Source organism: Lachnobacterium bovis (assembly GCF_900111325.1).
GTDB classification, from domain to species: Bacteria; Bacillota; Clostridia; order Lachnospirales; family Lachnospiraceae; genus Roseburia; species Roseburia bovis_A.
Genome location: NZ_FOGW01000006.1, coordinates 112,413 through 133,005, shown reverse-complemented (window position 1 = coordinate 133,005; position 20,593 = coordinate 112,413). Strand labels below are relative to the sequence as shown.

23 protein-coding genes and 1 pseudogene are annotated in these 20,593 nt (G+C 29.4%); 2 read left to right on the top strand and 22 right to left on the bottom strand.

From position 1 onward, the window contains the following. Positions 1-3: 3 nt before the first annotated feature. From hisD to BMY79_RS03150, 16 genes and pseudogenes are all read right to left on the bottom strand, one after another. A complete protein-coding gene (gene hisD, locus BMY79_RS03225) occupies positions 4-1,305 on the bottom strand; it encodes a histidinol dehydrogenase (RefSeq protein WP_074730403.1) in 1,302 nt (433 codons plus the stop codon). Positions 1,306-1,369: 64 nt separating this feature from the next. Continuing rightward, a complete protein-coding gene (gene hisG, locus BMY79_RS03220) occupies positions 1,370-2,038 on the bottom strand; it encodes an ATP phosphoribosyltransferase (RefSeq protein WP_022748111.1) in 669 nt (222 codons plus the stop codon). Between the two features lie 38 nt (positions 2,039-2,076). Then, positions 2,077-3,261, bottom strand: coding sequence for an ATP phosphoribosyltransferase regulatory subunit (gene hisZ, locus BMY79_RS03215; RefSeq protein ID WP_022748110.1), 1,185 nt, complete (start codon positions 3,259-3,261; stop codon positions 2,077-2,079). A gap of 134 nt (positions 3,262-3,395) precedes the next feature. After that, entirely contained in the window at positions 3,396-3,929 is a 534-nt protein-coding gene (locus tag BMY79_RS03210; protein WP_027421998.1) for a Holliday junction resolvase RecU, read from the bottom strand. Between the two features lie 24 nt (positions 3,930-3,953). After that, positions 3,954-4,946, bottom strand: coding sequence for an RluA family pseudouridine synthase (locus tag BMY79_RS03205; RefSeq protein ID WP_074730408.1), 993 nt, complete (start codon positions 4,944-4,946; stop codon positions 3,954-3,956). Positions 4,947-4,995: 49 nt separating this feature from the next. Further along, positions 4,996-5,706, bottom strand: coding sequence for a pseudouridine synthase (locus tag BMY79_RS03200; protein ID WP_022748106.1), 711 nt, complete (start codon positions 5,704-5,706; stop codon positions 4,996-4,998). Positions 5,707-5,771: 65 nt separating this feature from the next. Next, the gene (locus tag BMY79_RS03195; protein WP_022748104.1) at positions 5,772-6,377 is read right to left on the bottom strand and encodes a hypothetical protein; all 606 of its coding nucleotides are present in this window, start codon (positions 6,375-6,377) and stop codon (positions 5,772-5,774) included. Positions 6,378-6,388: 11 nt separating this feature from the next. Beyond that, on the bottom strand, positions 6,389-6,871 hold the full coding sequence (gene coaD, locus BMY79_RS03190; protein WP_074730402.1) for a pantetheine-phosphate adenylyltransferase: 483 nt from the start codon (positions 6,869-6,871) through the stop codon (positions 6,389-6,391). Between the two features lie 54 nt (positions 6,872-6,925). Further along, a complete protein-coding gene (gene rsmD, locus BMY79_RS03185; RefSeq protein ID WP_022748101.1) occupies positions 6,926-7,477 on the bottom strand; it encodes a 16S rRNA (guanine(966)-N(2))-methyltransferase RsmD in 552 nt (183 codons plus the stop codon). Further along, positions 7,477-7,962 carry a CinA family protein gene (locus BMY79_RS03180; protein ID WP_022748100.1) on the bottom strand — a complete coding sequence of 162 codons (486 nt, stop codon included), beginning with the start codon at positions 7,960-7,962 and terminating at the stop codon, positions 7,477-7,479. Before BMY79_RS03180 ends, rsmD begins: the two co-directional genes overlap by 1 nt. Further along, on the bottom strand, positions 7,962-8,525 hold the full coding sequence (gene pgsA, locus BMY79_RS03175) for a CDP-diacylglycerol--glycerol-3-phosphate 3-phosphatidyltransferase (protein WP_022748098.1): 564 nt from the start codon (positions 8,523-8,525) through the stop codon (positions 7,962-7,964). Before pgsA ends, BMY79_RS03180 begins: the two co-directional genes overlap by 1 nt. Continuing rightward, a complete protein-coding gene (gene rimO, locus BMY79_RS03170; RefSeq protein ID WP_022748097.1) occupies positions 8,522-9,844 on the bottom strand; it encodes a 30S ribosomal protein S12 methylthiotransferase RimO in 1,323 nt (440 codons plus the stop codon). The genes pgsA and rimO overlap by 4 nt, the downstream gene beginning before the upstream one ends. A gap of 147 nt (positions 9,845-9,991) precedes the next feature. Then, a pseudogene (rpoZ, locus tag BMY79_RS03165) lies at positions 9,992-10,237 on the bottom strand (DNA-directed RNA polymerase subunit omega); the annotation flags it as partial. A 2-nt stretch (positions 10,238-10,239) separates the two neighbouring features. Next, on the bottom strand, positions 10,240-10,908 hold the full coding sequence (gene gmk, locus BMY79_RS03160) for a guanylate kinase (protein WP_074730401.1): 669 nt from the start codon (positions 10,906-10,908) through the stop codon (positions 10,240-10,242). A 48-nt stretch (positions 10,909-10,956) separates the two neighbouring features. Then, the gene (locus BMY79_RS03155) at positions 10,957-11,193 is read right to left on the bottom strand and encodes an extracellular matrix/biofilm biosynthesis regulator RemA family protein (RefSeq protein WP_022748093.1); all 237 of its coding nucleotides are present in this window, start codon (positions 11,191-11,193) and stop codon (positions 10,957-10,959) included. A gap of 6 nt (positions 11,194-11,199) precedes the next feature. Beyond that, entirely contained in the window at positions 11,200-12,084 is an 885-nt protein-coding gene (locus BMY79_RS03150) for a YicC/YloC family endoribonuclease (RefSeq protein ID WP_074730400.1), read from the bottom strand. A gap of 179 nt (positions 12,085-12,263) precedes the next feature. Here BMY79_RS03150 and BMY79_RS03145 point away from each other — a divergent pair, with 179 nt between their 5' ends. Continuing rightward, on the top strand, positions 12,264-14,009 hold the full coding sequence (locus BMY79_RS03145) for an Rqc2 family fibronectin-binding protein (RefSeq protein ID WP_022748090.1): 1,746 nt from the start codon (positions 12,264-12,266) through the stop codon (positions 14,007-14,009). A gap of 87 nt (positions 14,010-14,096) precedes the next feature. Here BMY79_RS03145 and recG read toward each other — a convergent pair whose 3' ends face one another. Genes recG through BMY79_RS03130 form a run of 3 tightly spaced genes read right to left on the bottom strand, consistent with a single transcriptional unit; the run spans position 14,097 to position 18,223 of the window. Next, positions 14,097-16,157: an ATP-dependent DNA helicase RecG gene (recG, locus tag BMY79_RS03140; RefSeq protein ID WP_022748089.1), complete on the bottom strand. Its 2,061-nt coding sequence runs from the start codon at positions 16,155-16,157 to the stop codon at positions 14,097-14,099. Positions 16,158-16,172: 15 nt separating this feature from the next. After that, positions 16,173-17,849, bottom strand: coding sequence for a DAK2 domain-containing protein (locus tag BMY79_RS03135; RefSeq protein WP_022748087.1), 1,677 nt, complete (start codon positions 17,847-17,849; stop codon positions 16,173-16,175). A 14-nt stretch (positions 17,850-17,863) separates the two neighbouring features. Next, positions 17,864-18,223: an Asp23/Gls24 family envelope stress response protein gene (locus tag BMY79_RS03130; protein ID WP_022748086.1), complete on the bottom strand. Its 360-nt coding sequence runs from the start codon at positions 18,221-18,223 to the stop codon at positions 17,864-17,866. Between the two features lie 218 nt (positions 18,224-18,441). On the opposite strand from BMY79_RS03130, the gene rpmB reads away from it, so the two are divergent. Then, entirely contained in the window at positions 18,442-18,627 is a 186-nt protein-coding gene (gene rpmB / locus BMY79_RS03125) for a 50S ribosomal protein L28 (protein ID WP_022748084.1), read from the top strand. A gap of 127 nt (positions 18,628-18,754) precedes the next feature. On the opposite strand, the gene BMY79_RS03120 is transcribed toward rpmB, so the two are convergent. The 3 genes from BMY79_RS03120 to BMY79_RS03110 are packed head-to-tail and all read right to left on the bottom strand — an operon-like array spanning position 18,755 to position 20,567. Then, positions 18,755-19,186 (bottom strand): GerW family sporulation protein, encoded by a 432-nt coding sequence (locus tag BMY79_RS03120; protein ID WP_022748083.1) that lies wholly within the window; start codon positions 19,184-19,186, stop codon positions 18,755-18,757. Between the two features lie 56 nt (positions 19,187-19,242). Then, positions 19,243-20,241 (bottom strand): hypothetical protein, encoded by a 999-nt coding sequence (locus BMY79_RS03115; RefSeq protein WP_022748081.1) that lies wholly within the window; start codon positions 20,239-20,241, stop codon positions 19,243-19,245. Continuing rightward, positions 20,238-20,567 carry a hypothetical protein gene (locus tag BMY79_RS03110; RefSeq protein WP_074730399.1) on the bottom strand — a complete coding sequence of 110 codons (330 nt, stop codon included), beginning with the start codon at positions 20,565-20,567 and terminating at the stop codon, positions 20,238-20,240. Before BMY79_RS03110 ends, BMY79_RS03115 begins: the two co-directional genes overlap by 4 nt. Positions 20,568-20,593: the final 26 nt, after the last annotated feature.

Genomic DNA, 20,593 nt, shown 5'->3' with positions numbered 1-20,593 from the left:
TTATTATTCTCCTTTTTCATTTTCAAATCTAACTTTTATAGAATTAGCATGAGCCGTCAATTTTTCAGATTCAGCAAAATAAATAATATCTTTATATACCTTTTCTAATGCTTCTTTTGAATATGAAATTATACTTGATTTTTTTATAAAATCATCTACTCCAAGTGGCGAAAAAAACCTTGCCGTTCCATTCGTTGGCAAAACATGATTAGGTCCTGCAAAATAATCTCCCAACGGTTCGCTAGAATACTCTCCCAAGAAAATTGCGCCTGCATTCTTAATCTTTGTCATAGTCTCATAAGGATTTTTAGTAATAATTTCTAAATGCTCTGATGCAATTTCATTGCACACATCAATCGCGTCATTTATATTTTCTGCAACTATAATATATCCATAATTCTCTAATGATTTTTCAATAATATCTTTTCGTGATAATACTTTTATAAAATTATCTATTTCTATTTTTACCTGTTTGGCTAAATCTAAATCTGTTGTCACTAAAATTGCTGATGCTAGTTCATCATGTTCAGCTTGTGATAATAGATCTGCAGCTATGTATCTTGGATTTGCTGTTTCATCAGCCAAAACCAAAATTTCGCTCGGACCAGCAATTGAATCTATTCCAACATAACCAAAAACAGCCTTTTTTGCCAATGCTACATAAATATTACCTGGTCCAACAATTTTATCGACTTTTGGTACGCTTTCTGCACCAAAAGCCATTGCAGCAATTGCTTGTGCACCTCCAACTTTGTATATTTTATCAACTCCAGCTTCATTTGCAGCAACTATAGTTTGTGCATATGCTTTAGCATTTTCCATAGGTGGAGTACACATTATTATCTCATTTACCCCTGCAACTTTTGCTGGTAAAACGTTCATTAAAACAGAAGACGGATACACTGCTTTTCCACCCGGAACATATACTCCTACTCTATTTAATGGAGTTACTTTTTGTCCTAAAAGTTTTCCATCTTCACTTGTAAACCAAGAATTTTGTTTTTGCTTTGAATGATATTTTTCAATATTTATTTTGGCCTTTCTTATCACATCAACAATACGATTGTCTACCTGTTCATATGCCTCGTCTATTTCTTCATTTGTTACTAATATATTGGTAGTATTTATATTAGCTTTATCAAATTTTAATGTAAAATCAAATAAAGCTTCATCTTTTTTTTCCTTTACTTCATTTATAATTAAATCCACATTTTTTTCATATTGTGAATAATTGTTAGGACTCCTTTTTATTAATTTATCTAATAATTCTTTTTTCACTTCATTTGTTAATGTTAAAATTTTCATAATAAATTCCTCCGAGATTTAAAACTTAAATCAACTAATTTCTACTTTATTAACTTCAAATAATTTATGCATTATTGTTCTTTTCAATTTGTTCTTGAAGTGCTCTAACAAGCATTGTAATTCTTTCATTTTGCATTTTCATACTAACTTGATTTACTACAACTCTTGCTGACAAATCACATACTTCTTCTAAAACCACAAGTCCATTTTCTCTAAGTGTCGACCCTGTTTCAACAATATCACAAATCACAGGTGCTAGCCCTACTATTGGCGCAAGCTCAATTGATCCATTAAGCTTTATAATTTCAACTGTTTGATATTTTTTTTCATTAAAATATTCTTTTGCAATTTGTGGATATTTAGTAGCGACTTTAATCTGCTCGTGATGTTTTAATAAATTTCTTGAACTTTCAGGACCACAAATACACATTTTACATTTTCCAAACCCTAAATCTAAAACTTCAAAAATGTTTCGTCTTTCTTCTAATATTGTATCTTTTCCAACTATTCCAATATCAGCTGCACCATATTCAACATACGTTGGTACATCAGGCCCTTTAGCAAGAAAGAACTTTAATTTTAAGTCTTCATTAACAAAAATCAATTTACGAGTATTCTTATCTTTCATCTCATCGCAACGAATACCTATTTGCTCAAACAATTCTAAAGTTTTATTTGCTAATCTACCTTTTCCTAGTGCAAACGTTAAATACTGATTATCTTCAAATGACATTTTTTCCCTCCATTATCAAACTAACTCCATACTAATTTTTACAAAAATTTCACTTCTGAAATATTCATTTTTTTTGCATATTCAAAATAATCCTCTTTTGTCAAATCAGGATCTTTAATTATTGTTTGAATATTTCTTCCTTCTTTTCTCCATTCACTTGCAACTTTAATTGCCTCTTCAATTTTTTCACTTGAAAAAACAATCAATTCTGTTTTATAGCTTTCTTCTAAGTACTTATTTTGATTTTTCAAAGCATCCATAACCTGATCAATAACTATTGTAAATCCTATTGCTGGTGTATCTTTTCCAAACCTACGGATCAACTTATCATAACGGCCACCCTTAACAATTGGTTCTCCTGATCCATATGTATATCCTGTAAAAATCATACCCGTATAATAATTATGTCTACTAATCATTCCAAGTTCAAAAGAAACAATATTTTCTATATCGAAATACTGCAATATTTTGTATAATTCTTGCAAGCTTTTAATTGCTTTATAGACCTTATCATATTTTACTGCACGTTTTTCTAATTCATTTAAATCTTCTATTTTAAAACTAAATGAATTTAAACCATCAAAAAGGACTTCAAGATTCTTTTCTAACTTCAAATTTTTTATGTATTTTTCTAGCTCTAGAAAATTTTTATTAAGTATTAAAGATTTTATTTTTTCTTCTTGATCAGATGATAATTTAGCCGCTTCTACCAATCCCTCATAATATAATGCATGACCAATTGAAATTTGAAATTGATCTAATCCAACCGCCTTTAATGAATCAACAACAAGTGCTAGCATTTCAGCATCAGCAAAATTAGAAGCATCTCCTATATATTCTGCTCCACATTGAGTTGTTTCTTTTAATCTTCCCTGATAATCAGATCTATTAACAAACGTATTTCCTTCATAACAAATTTTAAGAGGTATAGTCTCATCTTTGTAATATTTTGCAACACAACGTGCAATTGCGGGAGTATAATCTGGACGAAGCACTAAAATATCCCCGTCTTTATCAAAAAATTTATACATTTCTCTACTATCAAGTGAGTTATTTTTTTTCTCATATACGTTATAATACTCTATCGTTGGAGTATTGATGCTTGAACAACCATATTTTATCAATTGATTGTGTATTTTTTCTCTCAATTTCATTATTTTCCTACACTCACTACCGTATATGTCTCTTACTCCATCAGGAGTATGTAACAATCTATTATTCATACTAAACCTCCATTCTATATTTATTCACCTTTTATTCCTTCCACTTCTTTATTGTAAAGTGTTAGCACATTAACTTTTTATCATGTTATTACATTATATATTTTTATTTTATATTTGTCAACGATATCTCCATATTATTCTCTATCTTCTAAATCTTGCTGAATTCCATCCAAAAATGGAACAAATACTCCTGATTCCTTTTTTAAAAAATACTTTTCATTTAATTCATCACATCTAAAACTTTTTCTTCCGCCGTTTAATGCTCTATTCCAAAACTTTAATAACTCTCTTAATGACAAATAATAAAATTTATCTATAACTGTAAAATAAAGAAGAAAAAAAGCTATTCCATCTTGTTTTTCAAAATTCTCCATGAACTTAACTTGATGTTCATGTATATTTGCCAACGGGAAAGTATTGGTGTGACATTCCTTTGCATCAAAACAAACCGGTATACCTTGTACAACCCCTATATAATCAACTGTACTTTTTTGTTCAAAATATGCAAGTGTTATATGTCTACTTTGCTTATCTATTTTGATTGGAGTAATTGGCGTTGGTATTTTTTGTATCAACGCCAAATTATTTTCCAAATATTTAGCATTCGTTTTATTAAGTAATTCTTCTAATGTTGATCCTCTTAAGCCTCTAGAATTCCACGTCGGCATTTTTATGTCCCCCTCAAATAGCTATTATAAATCCATTAATTTATTAAAAATTTTTGGAACAGGTGCATATATTTTTTGTTCATTCTTTAAATCTAAACAATATGCATGTAATAATTGATGTTTTACTTTGTATTTTTTATATGCATATTCATTTTCTTTTTCATTACCATACTTCATATCACCTACTATAGGATGTCCAATATGTGATAAATGTGCACGAATTTGATGAGTTTTTCCTGTAATTAAATGTACTTGAATCATAGTATATTTTTCATTACTTTGTACAACCTCAAAGGCTGTTTCAATCAAAGAATATTGATTTGATATATCCTTATTTTTATTTTGCAATTTAATATATTCTTCTTCTGAAATAATATCAACTGTATTATCTAGTTTATCCTTTTTTAGATAGCCTTTTAAATAAAGATTTTTTTCAACTTTTCCGACCACAATACATCTATAATACTTATCAATTGTTCTATTTTTTAACTTGTCCGACATCATTTGCAATCCGTTTAAAGTTTTACCAGCAATAAGTAAACCTGTAGTATTTCTATCTAGTCTATTACAAATTGAAGGTCTAAAAGTTATAAAATCTTCAAATGATAATTCGTTATTTCTTATCAAATGACCAATTATATATTCATTTGCAGAAATATCGCTTTCTTTAGCCTTTTGAGATAGTAAATTGCTTGGTTTATCTATTATTATTATATCACAATTTTGATAAATGATTTTGATATTTGAATTTTTTAAACTAGATAAAAATTCGTATTCTTTTTTTACTTTTTCAATATCTTTAGAAAATTTTTCAAAAGTCTCATCGGAAAAGAAAACTTTTACAACATCATTTTCTGTTAATTTTTCCTTTCCATTTGCCTTTTTATTATTTAAAGTAATATTTTTCTTTCTCAACATTTTATATACAAAACTTGCATTTGCATTTGGTAAAAGCTTAAACAAAAATTTATCAAATCTTTGCCCTTTGTCATTTATCGATATTTTAAATTCTTTCATTTTTGTACACATAAAATTTCAATAGCTGAATAATTTATGTAATCCTTTCTTATTTTTTGTTAGAATGTAATACTTCTATTTCGGCATTCGTTAAAGCACGATACTCTCCTTTTTCTAGGCCTTCAAGATTCAAAATCGACATTTCAACTCTTTTTAAATATGTAACTTTAAGATTTTTAGCAGCAAACATTCTTTTTACTTGATGAAATCTTCCTTCAATTATTGTCAAATATGCAGTATTATTAGGTTTAAGAATCTCTAATTCAGCTGGTTTAGTTAATTTATCGTCTCCTATATCTACACCTCTCTTAAATTCTTCAATCAAACTTTCATCCACTTGACCATCTAATTCAACATAATACTTCTTTGCTACATGATGTGAAGGTGAAAGTAAATCATGTGAAAGCAATCCATCGTTTGTTATTAATAATAATCCTTCAGTGTCCTTATCTAATCTACCAACCGGAGACAAATTTTTATATTTTTTTGTTTCAGCCTCTAAATAATCCATGACAGTTTTATGTACATTATCATTTGTCGCTGTAACACATCCACTAGGTTTGTTAAGTAAAAAATATTGATATTTTTTATATTCAATTATTTGATTATTGTACATAATCTCATCTTTATTTTCATCAATCTTAAATTCTGGTTTATTTATTTTTGTTCCGTTAACGGTAATATTTCCTTTTTTTATAAAATTTTTTACTTCACTTCTTGTTCCGTATCCTAAATCTGCTAAAAACTTATCTAATCGCATCTAATACCTCTCTATTATAAAAAAATCGGCATCAAAAAATTCAATTTGACACCGATTATCATTATTTATTCTGATTCATTGCTAACATTTTTTTCTTTAGAACCATCTATCTCCATTGATATATTATCAATATCAGGCTTTAACTGTTTTCTGTTATCAACAACAACTTCTAAATGTTCCTGTAAATTATTAATTAATAATTCATATTTTTCTTGTGAAGTTGTAATAGCTTTTGATAAAACGTCCTCTATTGAACCTAGCTGATCATCTGTATAATTCATAGCACTTAATCTAATCTTATTTGCATCTCTTGTTGCATTATCTAAGATTTCTTGTGCCTGTCTAGTTGCAATTGAAACTACTTCATTTGCTTGTGCATAAGCCTGTTGCATTATCTGATGTTCGCTAACAAGTTCATTTGTCTGAATCTGTGCTTGTGAAATAATTTGATCAGCTTTAGCTTGAGCATCTGCTAAAATTGCTTCTTTATTGCTGATCATTTTCTGATATCTCTTTACCTCTTCTGGAATCTTACGTCTTAATTCGACTAACAATTCCTCCATTTCATCCCTATTAACAATAATGTTACTAGGAGAAAAAGGTTGTTTTTTACAACCATCAATATAATCTTCAATTTCCTCAATAATCTGTTCCATTCTGCTACTACTCATATAAAAGTCTCCTATCCGTCTTGATATTTTAATTTAATCCTCTCTATTAAGTGTTCTGGAACAAATTTTGTAATATCTCCCCCATAAGATGCAAATTCCTTCACAATGGTAGAACTCAAATAAGAATATTGCAAATCAGATGTAAGAAATACTGTCTCAATATTTGTATCCTGAACATGATTAGTCTGAGCTATTTGAAATTCATACTCAAAGTCTGTAACCGTTCTTACCCCCCTTATGATGACATTTGCCTTAATTTTTCTCATATAATCTATAAGCAATCCATCAAAAGTTACAACTGTTACATTTGATAAACCTTTTGTTTCCTCTACTATCATACTAACACGTTCATCTAAAGAAAACAATGAATTTTTTGAACTATTACGTAAAACTGCTACAATTACTTCATCAAAAATTTTAGTTGCTCTTTCAATTATATCCAAATGCCCAAAAGTCAACGGATCAAAACTGCCCGGATATACTGCCTTACTCATATTGCCTCCTACAATTAAACTTACAATGAAGTTCTATCTTTATATTAACCTTATTTATTTTTTACGCACGAAAACATGTGCATTAGACTTGTATTTTTTGTATTTAACTAATTCATAGCCTAATTCATCTAAATAATCAAACACAGTCTCAACTGAAGCTTCAATTATAATTAATGTATCATCTTTTAAAACAGATGAATTACTTAAATACTCTAAAATTTCTTTTTCATACTCATTATTATATGGTGGATCCATAAAAATAATATCAAACTTATATTTATTTTCAGCCATTCTTAGAGCTGAAATAGCATCACTTTTAATAAGGGATGCTGTTTTATCAAATTTTGTAAATTTAATATTTTCTTCAATACATTCTTGAGCTTTTCTATTATTCTCAACAAAAACGCAATAAGAAGCACCTCTACTTAACGCTTCAATACCAATTTGACCACTACCTGCAAATAAATCTAAAAAATACGCACTTGGCACCTCTGCCTGTAACATATTAAATAGTGTTTCTTTTATTTGGTCTGATGTAGGACGAGTATTCATTCCGTATGGAGCTTTAAGTGGCAATCTTCTTGCCGTACCCGCTATTACTCTCATTATGACACCTCTTCAATCTTTTCTATTAAATATCTGATTGCTTCAACAGCTGCCTGTTGTCTTATTTCTTGTCTCGTACCTTTAAATATAACTTTTTCCGAATAAGCTTTTCCTTTAATTGAACAACCTATGCAAATACAACCAACGGGAACTTCTCTTGTACCTCCATTGGGTCCTGCAACTCCTGTTGTAGAAATAGAGCAATCACTATTAGCTGTTCTTGCAGTCGCTAATGCCATAGCTTCTGCTGTTTCATTACTAACAACGCCATATTTTTCTATTACATCAGGTTCAACCCCTATTCGATTAACCTTTGCTCTAGATGAATATGTTATAAAACCTTCCTCAAAAAATTCTGATATTCCTGAAATATTAACAACTGTAGCAGCAACTAAACCGCCTGTGCAGCTTTCTGCTGTTGATAGCTTCCAGTTTTTTTGTTTAAGAATTTCATATAACCTTTTTTCATATAATTCCCTTGACATTATCTCTGTTCCTTCAATACATTAATATTTTTTGCTAAATAATCAATTAACGAAATAATTGTTAATGCTAATGCCACATAAGTTAATACAACTCCTAAATAATGTAATGCTGCAAATTTGTAGCCTAATTCTATTAATTGACCCTCAATAATTAATGAAATAATCATTAACATTTGAAATGTTGTTTTAAATTTGCCCCAATAACTAGCTGCAATAACAATTCCATTATCAGCCGCAACTAATCTAAAACCACTGATAACAAATTCTCTTGCAATAATAATTATAACAATCCATGAAAATAACTGTTTTGTTTCTACAAGACAAATTAAAGCCGAACATACTAATAATTTATCTGCTAATGGATCCATAAATTTTCCAAAATCAGTAACTAAATTATATTTTCTAGCTATTTTTCCATCTGCCATATCTGTTAAACTTGCTACAATAAAAATTGCTACAGCAATAAATTTTCCATATCCTTCGAACCATGGTGCTAATACAAAGAATACAAAAAATGGAATCAATATTACTCTAAATAAAGTTAATTTGTTTGGTAAATTCATACTAATTCTCCTATCAAATCATATTCATATGCGCCAGTGACTTTAACTTTTACCATGTCACCAGACATAAGTTCCTTATCAGTATCTACAAAAATATAACCATCAACGCCTGGAGCGTCTCTATAAGTTCTACCTATATAAACATTCTCGTCTGCAACTTTCCCTTCAATGAAAGCATCAAGAACTTTTCCAACCATTTTTTCATTTTTTTCGAAACTAATTTCTTCTTGCAATTCCATAATATCAAGCTGATAATCTTTCTTAACATCTTCTGGAATTTGGTCTTCATATGAAGCAGCGGGTGTTCCTTCTTCTGGTGAATAAGTAAATGCTCCTAATCGATCAAATTCAAATTTGTTGACAAATTCAAGCATTTCTTCATGTGCCGCTTTTGTTTCACCTGGAAAACCTGTAATTAAAGTTGTTCTTAATGTTATATCAGGTATCTTATTTCTAAGTGATGTTATAATTTTTTCTAAGTCTTTTTTATTAGTCTTACGATGCATTCTCTTTAATACATCATCATTACAATGCTGAATTGGCATATCTAAATAATGACATACCTTTTCATTTCTAATTATAGCTTCTACTAATTCATCATAAATTTCTTCTGGATAACAATATAAAATTCTAATCCATTCTAATCCATCTATTTTATTAAGTTCATCTAACAATCTATGTAATGATTTTTCTTTGTATAAATCAATACCATAAAGAGTTGTCTCCTGAGCAACTAATATTAATTCTTTTACTCCCCCAGCAACTAACTCTTTTGCTTGATTAACCAATTCTTCTATAGGAATACTTCTATAATTTCCTCTAATATATGGAATTATACAATATGTACATCTCTTATTACATCCCTCTGCAATTTTAAGATACGCATAATGTCCACCTGTAGTAAGGCATCTTTTTGCTTCCATCTTAGGGAATCCCACTAACTCTTTCAATGAAGTATAATATTTTTTATTAAGTGTTTCCTCAACAGCTTCATAAATATCATCATACGAATTAGTTCCAATAATTGCATCAACTTCTGGTATTTCTTTTTTAACTTCATCTTTATATCTTTGAGCTAAACATCCTGTCACAATCAATGCCTTACAATTTCCTGTTTCTTTCTGTTGAGCCATTTCAAGAATCGTATTAATACTTTCTTCTTTAGCATCTCCAATGAAACAACAACTATTAACAATAATAATATCTGCCTCAGTTTCATCATCTGTAAGCGTGATTCCTTTAGATGTTAACTTTCCAATCATAAATTCTGAATCAACTAAATTTTTATCACAACCTAGTGAAATAAATAATAACTTCATATAACCTCACTTTTAAAAGGAATGGCAAAGCCATTCCTTTATATTCTATAAATTCTCAATTATTTCATTATTGTCAACTTCAACTGAATTATTTTCAACTTGTTCAGTATTCTCAGATTCAGCTTTAATTTTTTTGCTTTCGTCAAGCTGTTTTGCTTCATCCTCTGATAAAATTCTTACTTGACCATAATATAATTCCTCAACAGCAATTGAAAGAGGTTTATCACATTTAGGTTTAGCCACGTATGGTTCAGCACCTGCAATAATCTGTCTTGCACGTCTAGCTGAAGCTAAAACGATTGAATAACGGCTATTTACAACTGGTTCCTCTCCGATTTCTGCTGCATCACTATTTACTACTTTCATTAATTCTACATATGATGGATGTATCATTTTTATTCTCCTTTCGAAAAGTTTTTCAAATCACTTCTCATCTGATTTATATTTTCTAAATTATTTATAATTAAATCTTGCTTAATTTCATCAAGATTGTTAAACCTACAATTTTGTATGATTGAATGAACCTTAGAAACAGCTTTATCTATCTCTTCGTTGCATATCAAATAATCATACTTTTCAATTTCTTCTGACTCTTCAACAGCTCTCTTCATTCTAAAATTAATTACGTCCTCTGTCTCGGTGCCACGATTTTCTAAACGTTTTTTCAATTCTTGGGCACTTGGCGCTGTTATAAATAACAACTTAGTACTTGGAAACTGTTCCTTAATCTTAAGTGCACCTTGTATTTCTATTTCTAATATAACACTTTTTCCAGCATCAAGTTGTTCAAATACATATTCTTTTGGTGTTCCATAATAATTACCAACATATTGCGCATATTCAATCAATTCATTTTCCTTAATCATATCTTCAAATTTCTCTTTAGAAACGAAAAAATATGATTGTCCATGAATTTCTCCTGCTCTAGGACTTCTTGTAGTTGCTGATACAGATAAAGCATAATCTTCTTTATAATCATTAAGCAACTTTTTCATTATGGTTCCTTTACCAACGCCTGAAAATCCAGAAACAACAACTAAAATACCTTTTTGCTTCTCGCTCATCGTGATACCTCTTTTTCTATATTTCTTTTATAAATGTAATATAACTCTTTATCTCTCAAACCTATTAATCAACGTATCTGTTTGAAGAGATGATGTTATAATATAATCATCTGAAGTATATATAATACTTTTCGTCTTGCGCCCTTGCGTAGCATCGATTATTTTATGATTATCTTTAGCATAAATTATTTGTCTCTTAGCCGGAGCTGACTCTGCTGAAACAATTGCAATAACCTTATCCACATTAACTAAATTTCCATAGCCAATATTAATTAATTTATTCATATGCACCTATTCTATATTTTGTATTTGCTCTCTAACTTTTTCTATATCTGTCTTAAGTTCAATTCCAACACTCGATATATCAATATTATTCGCTTTTGAAAGAATAGTTGTCGCCTCTCTGTTCATTTCCTGAGCAATAAAATTCAACTTGCGTCCAACATCATCGATTGTTTCATCATTCATCTCATCAATTGCTGCCTTAATGTGACTTCTCAATCTAACAATTTCTTCATCGACACAAACTTTATCAGCATAAAGAGTAACTTCTGTAGCTAACTTCCACTCATCAACTTTACCCTCGCCAAGAATTTCTTTAATTCTTTCTTCGATTTTTTCTTTATATTGCTTAACAATTTCTGGTGATTTTTCTTCTATAAAATCAACATACTTCTGCATATTCATAAGCTTCTCTTGTAAATCTTTATGAAGATTAATACCCTCTTTAATTCTCGATTCACTAAATGCTTCTGCTGCATTTCTTATAGTTGCTTCTAATTTAGGCCATAACATTGTCTCATCAGTCTCTTTATCCTCCATCACGAAGACGTCTGGATAACGTGATAATGTACTTACTCTAATATCATTCTCAACACCAAATGTTTCTCCCATTTGTTTTAAATATATAAGATACTGTCTAGCCATTTCTTCATTGTAACGAAGAGCCTGATTATTTTCCTTTAAATCTTCATACGTTATATATATATCAATTTTGCCTCTTTGTACATATTCTTTTAAAAGATTTCTAATCTTACCTTCTAACGAATTAAACTTCTTAGGCATTCTAGCATTTATGTCAAGATATCTGTGATTTACAGATTTAATCTCTATCGTAAATCTGCAATTTTCGTCGACAAATTCTGCACGACCAAAGCCTGTCATACTTTTTACCATTACAGTGTCCTTTCCAAAATTCTATAAATCTAGAATTTTTACGAAAATTTAATATGCACCAAAATGCATAATCGTATTTTATTATAATGCCAAATTGCCATTTCGTCAAATACATCATTGATATTTTTAGTTATTTTTTGTATAATTATGGTGTTTATTTTTAGATGGAGGTAAAGACTATGGCCTTTGATGGTATCGTCATATCAAATTTAGTTCACGAACTAAATAATACAATTTTAAATTCAAGAATAAGTAAAATTTCTCAACCTGAAAAAGATGAACTTCTTTTAACTTTTAAGGGTACAAAAGGCTCAACACGTTTACTTATTTCAGTAAATGCGTCATTGCCTTTCATGTGTTTAACCAATGAAAACAAAACAGCCCCTTTACAAGCCCCAACTTTTTGTATGGTTCTTCGAAAACACATTGCAAATGGTAGAATCACAAAAATTTATCAGCCAAATTTTGATAGAATAATCCATTTTGACATTGAGCACTTAGATGAAATGGGGGATTTATCTCAAAAAACTTTAATTGTAGAACTTATGGGCAAACATTCAAATATAATTTTTTGTGACAAAGATAATACTATCATAAACAGTATTAAACATGTTTCTTGTTTAGTTAGTTCTTTAAGGGAAGTTCTTCCAGGAAGAAAGTATTTTATTCCAAATACTCAAGGGAACAAAATTAATCCATTCGAAATCAATAATTCTGATGAATTATTTAATATAATAATTTCTAAACCACTATCTGTAATAAAAGCCATCTATACTTCGTTTAATGGTATAAGTCCTCTTATTGCAAGTGAGATTTGTTATCGTTCCGGTATTGACGGTGATAGTTCTGTTAGTGCATTTACAGCAGATGAATTAAAGCATGTTTCAAATTGTTTCTTCTGGTTTATCGAAGATCTTAAAAACAATAAATTTCAACCTTGTATTATTAGAGAAAATAAAGTTCCTATCGAATTTTCTTCTGTAACACTGACACAATATCAAGATTATGTTTCTACAAACTATGATTCTATTTCAGAAGTGTTAGAAATATTTTACAAAGAAAAAAATATCCACTCGCGTATACGCCAAAAATCTTATGAATTGCGACATATTGTTACAACATCTTTAGAGCGCAACCAAAAGAAATTATCTTTACAAACAAAGCAATTAAAAGATACTAACAAGCGTGACAAATTTAGAGTATATGGAGAATTAATTAATTCCTATGGTTATAATCTTGATCCAGACGCCAAATTTTTAGAAGCGCCTAATTACTACGATGACAACAAAATTATTAAAATTCCTCTTGATCCAACAATTACGCCTCAAGAGAATTCCAAAAAATATTTTGATAAATATCAAAAATTAAAAAGAACTTATGAAGCATTAACTGAGTTAATTGAGGATACTGATAAAGAGATAAAACATTTAGAATCGATTCAAGCATCAATAGATATAGCAACATCATCCGACGATTTAATTCAGATAAAAGAGGAATTAATCGATTTTGGTTATATTAAAAAACATAAGAATAACAAAAAAATAAAAACAAAAAGTAAACCTTTTCACTATGTTTCAAGCGATGGCTATGATATCTATGTAGGTAAAAATAATTATCAAAACGATCAGCTTACTTTTAAATTTGCGACTGGAAACGACTGGTGGTTCCATGCTAAGGGAATGCCTGGTTCACATGTTATCGTTAAATCAAACAATTCAGAATTACCTGATCGTGTTTTTGAAGAAGCAGGAAGTTTAGCTGCATACTATTCTAGTGGACGTGAAAATGAAAAAGTTGAAGTAGATTATTTACAAAAGAAAAATGTTAAAAAGCCAAACTCTGGTGCACCTGGATTTGTTGTATACTATACAAATTATTCCTTAATTGCTATACCAGACATTTCAAACCTAAAGAAAATGGATTAATTAAAATAAACACTCTACTCTTTTATTCAAATCAATATGTATTATACCTTTAATACATATAAAACGATAAAAGAATAGAGTGTTTTTTTATAAATTAATATTCTGAAGACTTTCACTTAAGTGTCTTTCTAACCATATTTTTAAATTCTTATTTTTATCCTCTTGTAAAGTAGAATCCTGGTCTAGAATTTCATTAACACTATCTGCAGCTTTTTTTAATACATCTGCATCTTGATAAATATCCGCTAATTGAAAATTAAATTCTCCACTTTGACGAATTCCAAAGAAATCACCTGGTCCTCTTAACTTCAAATCTTCGCTTGCAATATAAAAGCCATCGTTTGATTTATTTAAAATTTCTAAACGTTTTTTTGCATTTTTACTTTTCGAAGTATTTATCATTATACAGTATCCTTGTGCATCTCCTCTACCAATTCGTCCCCTCAATTGATGCAATTGCGCTAGCCCAAATCTATCTGCATTTTCTATCATCATAACCGTAGAATTTGGTACATTTACACCTACTTCAACTACTGTCGTTGAAACTAAAACTTGTACTTCATTTTTAGCAAACGACTCCATAATTGCATTTTTTTGCGCCGGTTTCATCTTTCCATTTAACATTGCTACTTTTATCTTATCCTTGTAGAGTTGTTGCATCATTTTAGTATAATCAGTTACATTTTCACCGTCCATATTTTCAGACTCTTCTACTAAAGGACATATAACATATGCTTGATGCCCCATTTTTACTTGTGAAGCAATAAATTCATATGCTTTATTTCTATAACCCGAATCTACTACACAATTTTTAGTTGGCAATCGTCTTGCCGGCACTTCATCGATAATTGATACGTCTAAATCACCATACAAAATTATCGCCAAAGTTCTAGGAATTGGTGTTGCACTCATTACAATTATATGAGGTTGATCTCCCTTTTTTGAAAAAGTACTTCTTTGTTGCACACCAAATCTATGCTGTTCATCAGTTACAACTAATGCCAAATTACAATATTCAACCTTTTCTTGAATCACAGCATGTGTTCCAATAATCATTGCATTTGGTGTATTTAATATACTATCATACGCTTCTCTTTTTTGCTTAGCAGTCATTGAACCAGTCAATAAAATCAAAGGAATATCAAGTCCAAACAGCGTAGACCATTCTAAAAAAGTATCATAATGTTGTCGTGCTAATACTTCTGTCGGTGCCATTATTGCAGACTGATATCCATTTTTAAATGCCTCACACATTGCCAAAAACGCTACAATAGTTTTTCCTGATCCAACATCACCTTGTATCAATCTTTCCATTGAAACATCTTTTCTAAGATCATTTCTAACTTCAGACAAAGCTCTTTTTTGTGCATCTGTCAATTCATATGGTAGCTTTTTTATAAGTTTTTCCACAAAATCATCTTTTTTGAAAACGAAATGATTTTTTGCCTTTATTTGTCTACTTTTTTGTAACTGCATGGCTAAAATAAAGATAAAAAACTCATCAAAAACTAATCTTTTTCGTGCAACTATTAAGCTATCCATATTATCTGGAAAATGAATTTGTTTTAGAGCATAATTATAATCACATAGATTATACTTAGCCTTTATATCTTGTGGCAAATAATCCATAAACAAATTATCATTTTTTATGACTTCTGCAATTGTTTTAGTAACCATCTTGTTAGAAAGTCCTGCAGTCAAAGAATATATTGGCGTCAAATTGTTCTCAATTCTAGCATATTCTTCTTCTGTATAAACATCAGGTTGTTCCATAACAAACCTATTATTTTTTTGTTTTATTTTACCATAAAAAATAATATACTTCCCTGGTATTAATTTAGACTTAATATATGGCATTCTATACCATATGCACTCCATATTAACTCCAGCATGATATAAATATAACAACGTAATAGGAATTCTTGTATTATTTTTTACAATAGGTGTTTTAGATACAATTGCCCTTATTGCATAAATTTTATTCGGTTCAATCTCATTATCTAATAATTGCGCTTTAGGATACAATAAGTAATTTCTAGGAAAATGAAGGAGTATATCACCTACAGTGTATACTCCTATCTTTTTCAACATATTTTCAGTTTTAGGTCCAATGCCTTTTATATTTATAATCGAAGTTTGTAATTCCATATATAGCTCCTAAAACTATTCTACTGAAATTATATAATAATAGATTGGTTGTCCACCGTTATTTACTTCAACTTCTAAATCTGAATATTTTTTCTGAATCTCTTCAGCAATCTTATTAGCATCTTCTTCTTTTGCGTCAGCACCAATATAGATACTAACAATTGCAGAATCTTCATCTACCATCTCATCTATCATTTCTAAAGTAGTAACTTCAAGATTTTGTCCAACAGATAAAATAGACTTATCTCCTATACCCATGAAATCATTTTGTTTGATTTCTTTTCCATCTATTTCTGTATCTCTAACAGCATAAGTTACTTGTCCTGTTTTTACATTTTCAATTTCAGCCATCATGTTTTCTTTATTTTCTTCAGCTGATGCTCCAACAACATAATTTACTAATGCTGTAATTCCCTGTGGAATTGTCTTTGATGGAATAACAATAATTTCTTTATCCTCACATAATGAAGCCGCCTGATTTGCAGCCATAATAATGTTTTTGTTATTTGGTAAAACATATATTGTATCTGCATTTACTTTTTCAATTGCACTTAATACATCATCTGTACTTGGATTCATTGTCTGGCCACCTTCAATGATGTAATCTGTTCCAAGTGCTTTTAATATTTCATTAATTCCATCACCTATAGAAACAGCAATAAATCCAACTTCTTTATGCTCCATCTTTGGTTCTTCTTTTTCTTCAACGGCTTGTTGTTTTGCTAATTTGTTAGCATCTTTGATTAATTTCTCTTGATGCTCTTCTCTCATATTATCAATCTTAATTCTTGATAAAGCACCAAAAGTCAATGCTTTTTGAATTGCTAAACCTGGATCATTTGTATGAACATGAGTCTTAACAATCTCGTCGTCAGCAACAACAACAATTGAATCACCAATTGATTCGAGGAAAGACTTATATGCTTTCTCTTCTTTATCAGAAATTGGATTATTTAACATAATAATAAATTCTGTACAATATCCAAATTTAATTTCAACTTCTTGTGGTTGTGTAGTATTAACAGTATCTGCTGTTTTTGCTTTTTCTGTTGATTCTATTGTATAATCAATTTCTTTTCCTGTTAACGCATCAAATGCACCTTTTAAGACCTGTACTAAACCTTGTCCGCCTGAATCAACAACACCTGCCTGTTTTAATACCGGTAACATATCTGGTGTCTTACTTAATACATATTCAGCCTCTTCTATAACGCCAGAAACAAATTCTACTACATCATCTGTTTTTGTTGCAAGTTCTTCAGCCTTAACTGCTCCACCTTTAGCAACTGTTAAAATAGTACCTTCTTTAGGCTTCATTACAGCCTTATAAGCTGTTTCTACAGCCTTTTGAACTGCTTCACTTAAAATAACAACATCTAACTCATCATATTCTTTAATTACTTTACAAAATCCTCTAAATAACTGAGATAAAATAACACCTGAGTTACCTCTAGCTCCCCTTAAAGAACCTGAAGAGATAGCTTTAGCAAGTTTTTCCATTGTAGGATTATCTAACTCACTAACAGCTCTTGCTGCCGACATTATAGTCATAGACATATTTGTACCTGTATCTCCATCTGGAACAGGAAATACATTAAGTTCATTAATCCATTCTTTTTTTGCTTCTAAATTCTTAGCTCCAGCTAAAAACATTTTTGCCAATAAATCTGCTTTAATACTGGTAATTTTCAATTTAATAGTCCTCCTTAATCAATAACACGTACGCCTTCGACGTAAATATTGATTTTATCAATTTCCATGCCTGTAAATTCTTCAACTTTATATTTTACTGTATCGATTAAGTTATCTGACACTGTATTAATACTTATACCATAAGCAATAATAACATGAAAATCTATTGTAATCTTATTCTCGGCGCTAACATTAACAGAAATGCCATGAGCCATATAGTCTCTTTTTAATAATTTAACAAGACCATCCTTCATATTAACTGCTGCCATACCAACGATTCCAAAGCACTCTACTGCTACAGAACCAGCATATGTTGCTATAACATCATCATCAATCAAAATTTTCCCATATTGGGTATCCATTTGCCCTTTCATATCTTACCTCCATGAAATTATGACGTAGTTATAATATATTATACCTAATTTTTCCTAAAAAGCAAACATTCTTTTATTAACAAAATATTTTTTCCTTTAAATTTTAATTTTTTCCTTGCATTAATACCCTCTATCTGATAAAATATTTTTGTTGTGAGTATTTACTATCCGATATAGACGATAGTGAAACTTAGTGAGATGCAAGGAGGTGCAATATCATGGCAAAATGTGCAGTTTGTGAAAAAGGCGTTCATTATGGTAATCAAGTTAGCCATTCTCATAGAAGATCAAACAGAGTTTGGAAATCTAACCTCAAACGTGTAAGTTGTAAAGTTAATGGAGCATCTAAGAAGTTATATGTATGTGCTTCTTGCTTAAGATCAGGTAAAGTTGAAAGAGCATAGTGATGATATCCTTTAAGAAGGCTGTTAGAAATATGATCTAGCAGCTTTTTTGGTATATTTATCGCTTATTAATTTTTATCTGCAAAAAAGTCCCAAACAACATTTTATTGTTTGGGACTTTTCTTTATTATTTTTCCTCTACAGATTTTGAAAGAATATCTTCCATTTCCGTCTTTGCTTCTTCATTTACTTTATTGTCAATGGTTTCAGCATCATTTTTATTTTTTCTTGATTCATTAAATTTATTAACAAAATCCGGAACCATATCTAAAATCTTTGTAATTCCATCTTGATTCTTAACATTTACTAATTTAGTAGTTCCATTTTGTATAACTAGCACAGCACTAGGCATTATCTTACCACCCATGCTACCTGCACCACTCTCAGATTCCTTTTTAGAAAAAGCACCTGCAGCAACTCCAAATGAAACATCAACTAAAGGTAAAATGATAGTATCTCCTATATGAATAGCATCTCCAACAACTGTTTTAGTTGAAATAAAGCTATCCATCCCCTTAAATAAAGATTCTACAGTATTATTAAATGAATTATCCGACATTTATCTTCCTCCGCTTCCTTTTTATTTATATATTCTCCTATATTTTAGCAATTATTTTATGCATTATACACTCTTCTTATTTTACCTAAAAACTTCATTACTTTTTTATTAAACCAAACCTTTAGCAATAAAACAATAATACTCAAAAGAATGAAACTACCTTTCATTTCAAATTCCGCCAAAACATATTTTTTTTCAGCATTAAAGTCTGGATAAATATGAAATGACTTTGCATAAAAAACTGGAAATAATGTAAAAAATGAAGTTACTAACGCTGTTTTATCTGGTTCAGCTAAAGAAAATTCAGCAAATCCCTTAACTTTTTTAGGACAAATTATTTTCAATAATAATATAATTTTTTCCTTTAAAAAAGCATATGTATACTTGAAATCAGAATCATTATATATCATTTTAATTTTTTTATATAATTTACCAACTGCACTAGTATTCTTATTTGAAGAGTTTTTCTTATTCGTGATAAAACTTTTAAATTTGTATTTTATTCTCTTAAGAAATCCTAGTATATTGCTAAATATCTTCTTTACTTTTGTAACTAGATTTACCTTTTTTTCATTTTGTGCTTCATTTACATTTTGCACATCAGTTTTGTATTGTAAACTTTCATTATCATTTACATTTTTTTCTGTTGTTACAGAAGATTCAATTTCTTCTTCTGAATTTTCTTCAAATTTTTTTGAATTTTCTGAATCCTCTTTGGGTTCTTTTAAAACTTCTTTATTTTCTTTTAAATCCTCTGTTTTTTCTTCTAAATCTTCTGTTGAAAAAAAATATTTTTTTTTGAAAAATATTTTCAAATAAACATCCGTGTCAAAATTTTTTATATCAACTTCCTTCACATGAAAAAAGACACTCACTATGTGATACAACCATGTTACCTTTCCATCAACACATATATTATTATTTTCAGTATCTACTTTTCCCTTAATTTTATATCTAATAGGGTAAAATAGAACCGAAACAGTAACAAACACTACTAAACATAATAATATAATTATCAGTTTAAGTAAAAATTTTAATATCAATAAGAAGCTCATCTGCTGACCTCCTTAAAGGAATTTTTAAAATAATTGTGTACATCAAACTTACCAGTATTCTCGTATACTTCTTTTACAATTTTGCATGATAATTCTAATGCTTCCGTATATCCCTTTGCAATTCCTAAAACTTTTACATTTTCTCTTGGATATGATAAAAACAACAGATCACCTGATGGAATTATATCAAGTAAATTACTTGAATTTGATGCTAAAGTAATCACATATACATTAATTAAACCTGCTTTATGTTTTATCTTCCAAATTATTTTTTTTGATTTTTTCTTTGCTGATGGACTAATATATAGATTATTATACCATCTCATCCTCTTCTCCTACTTTTCATTATATA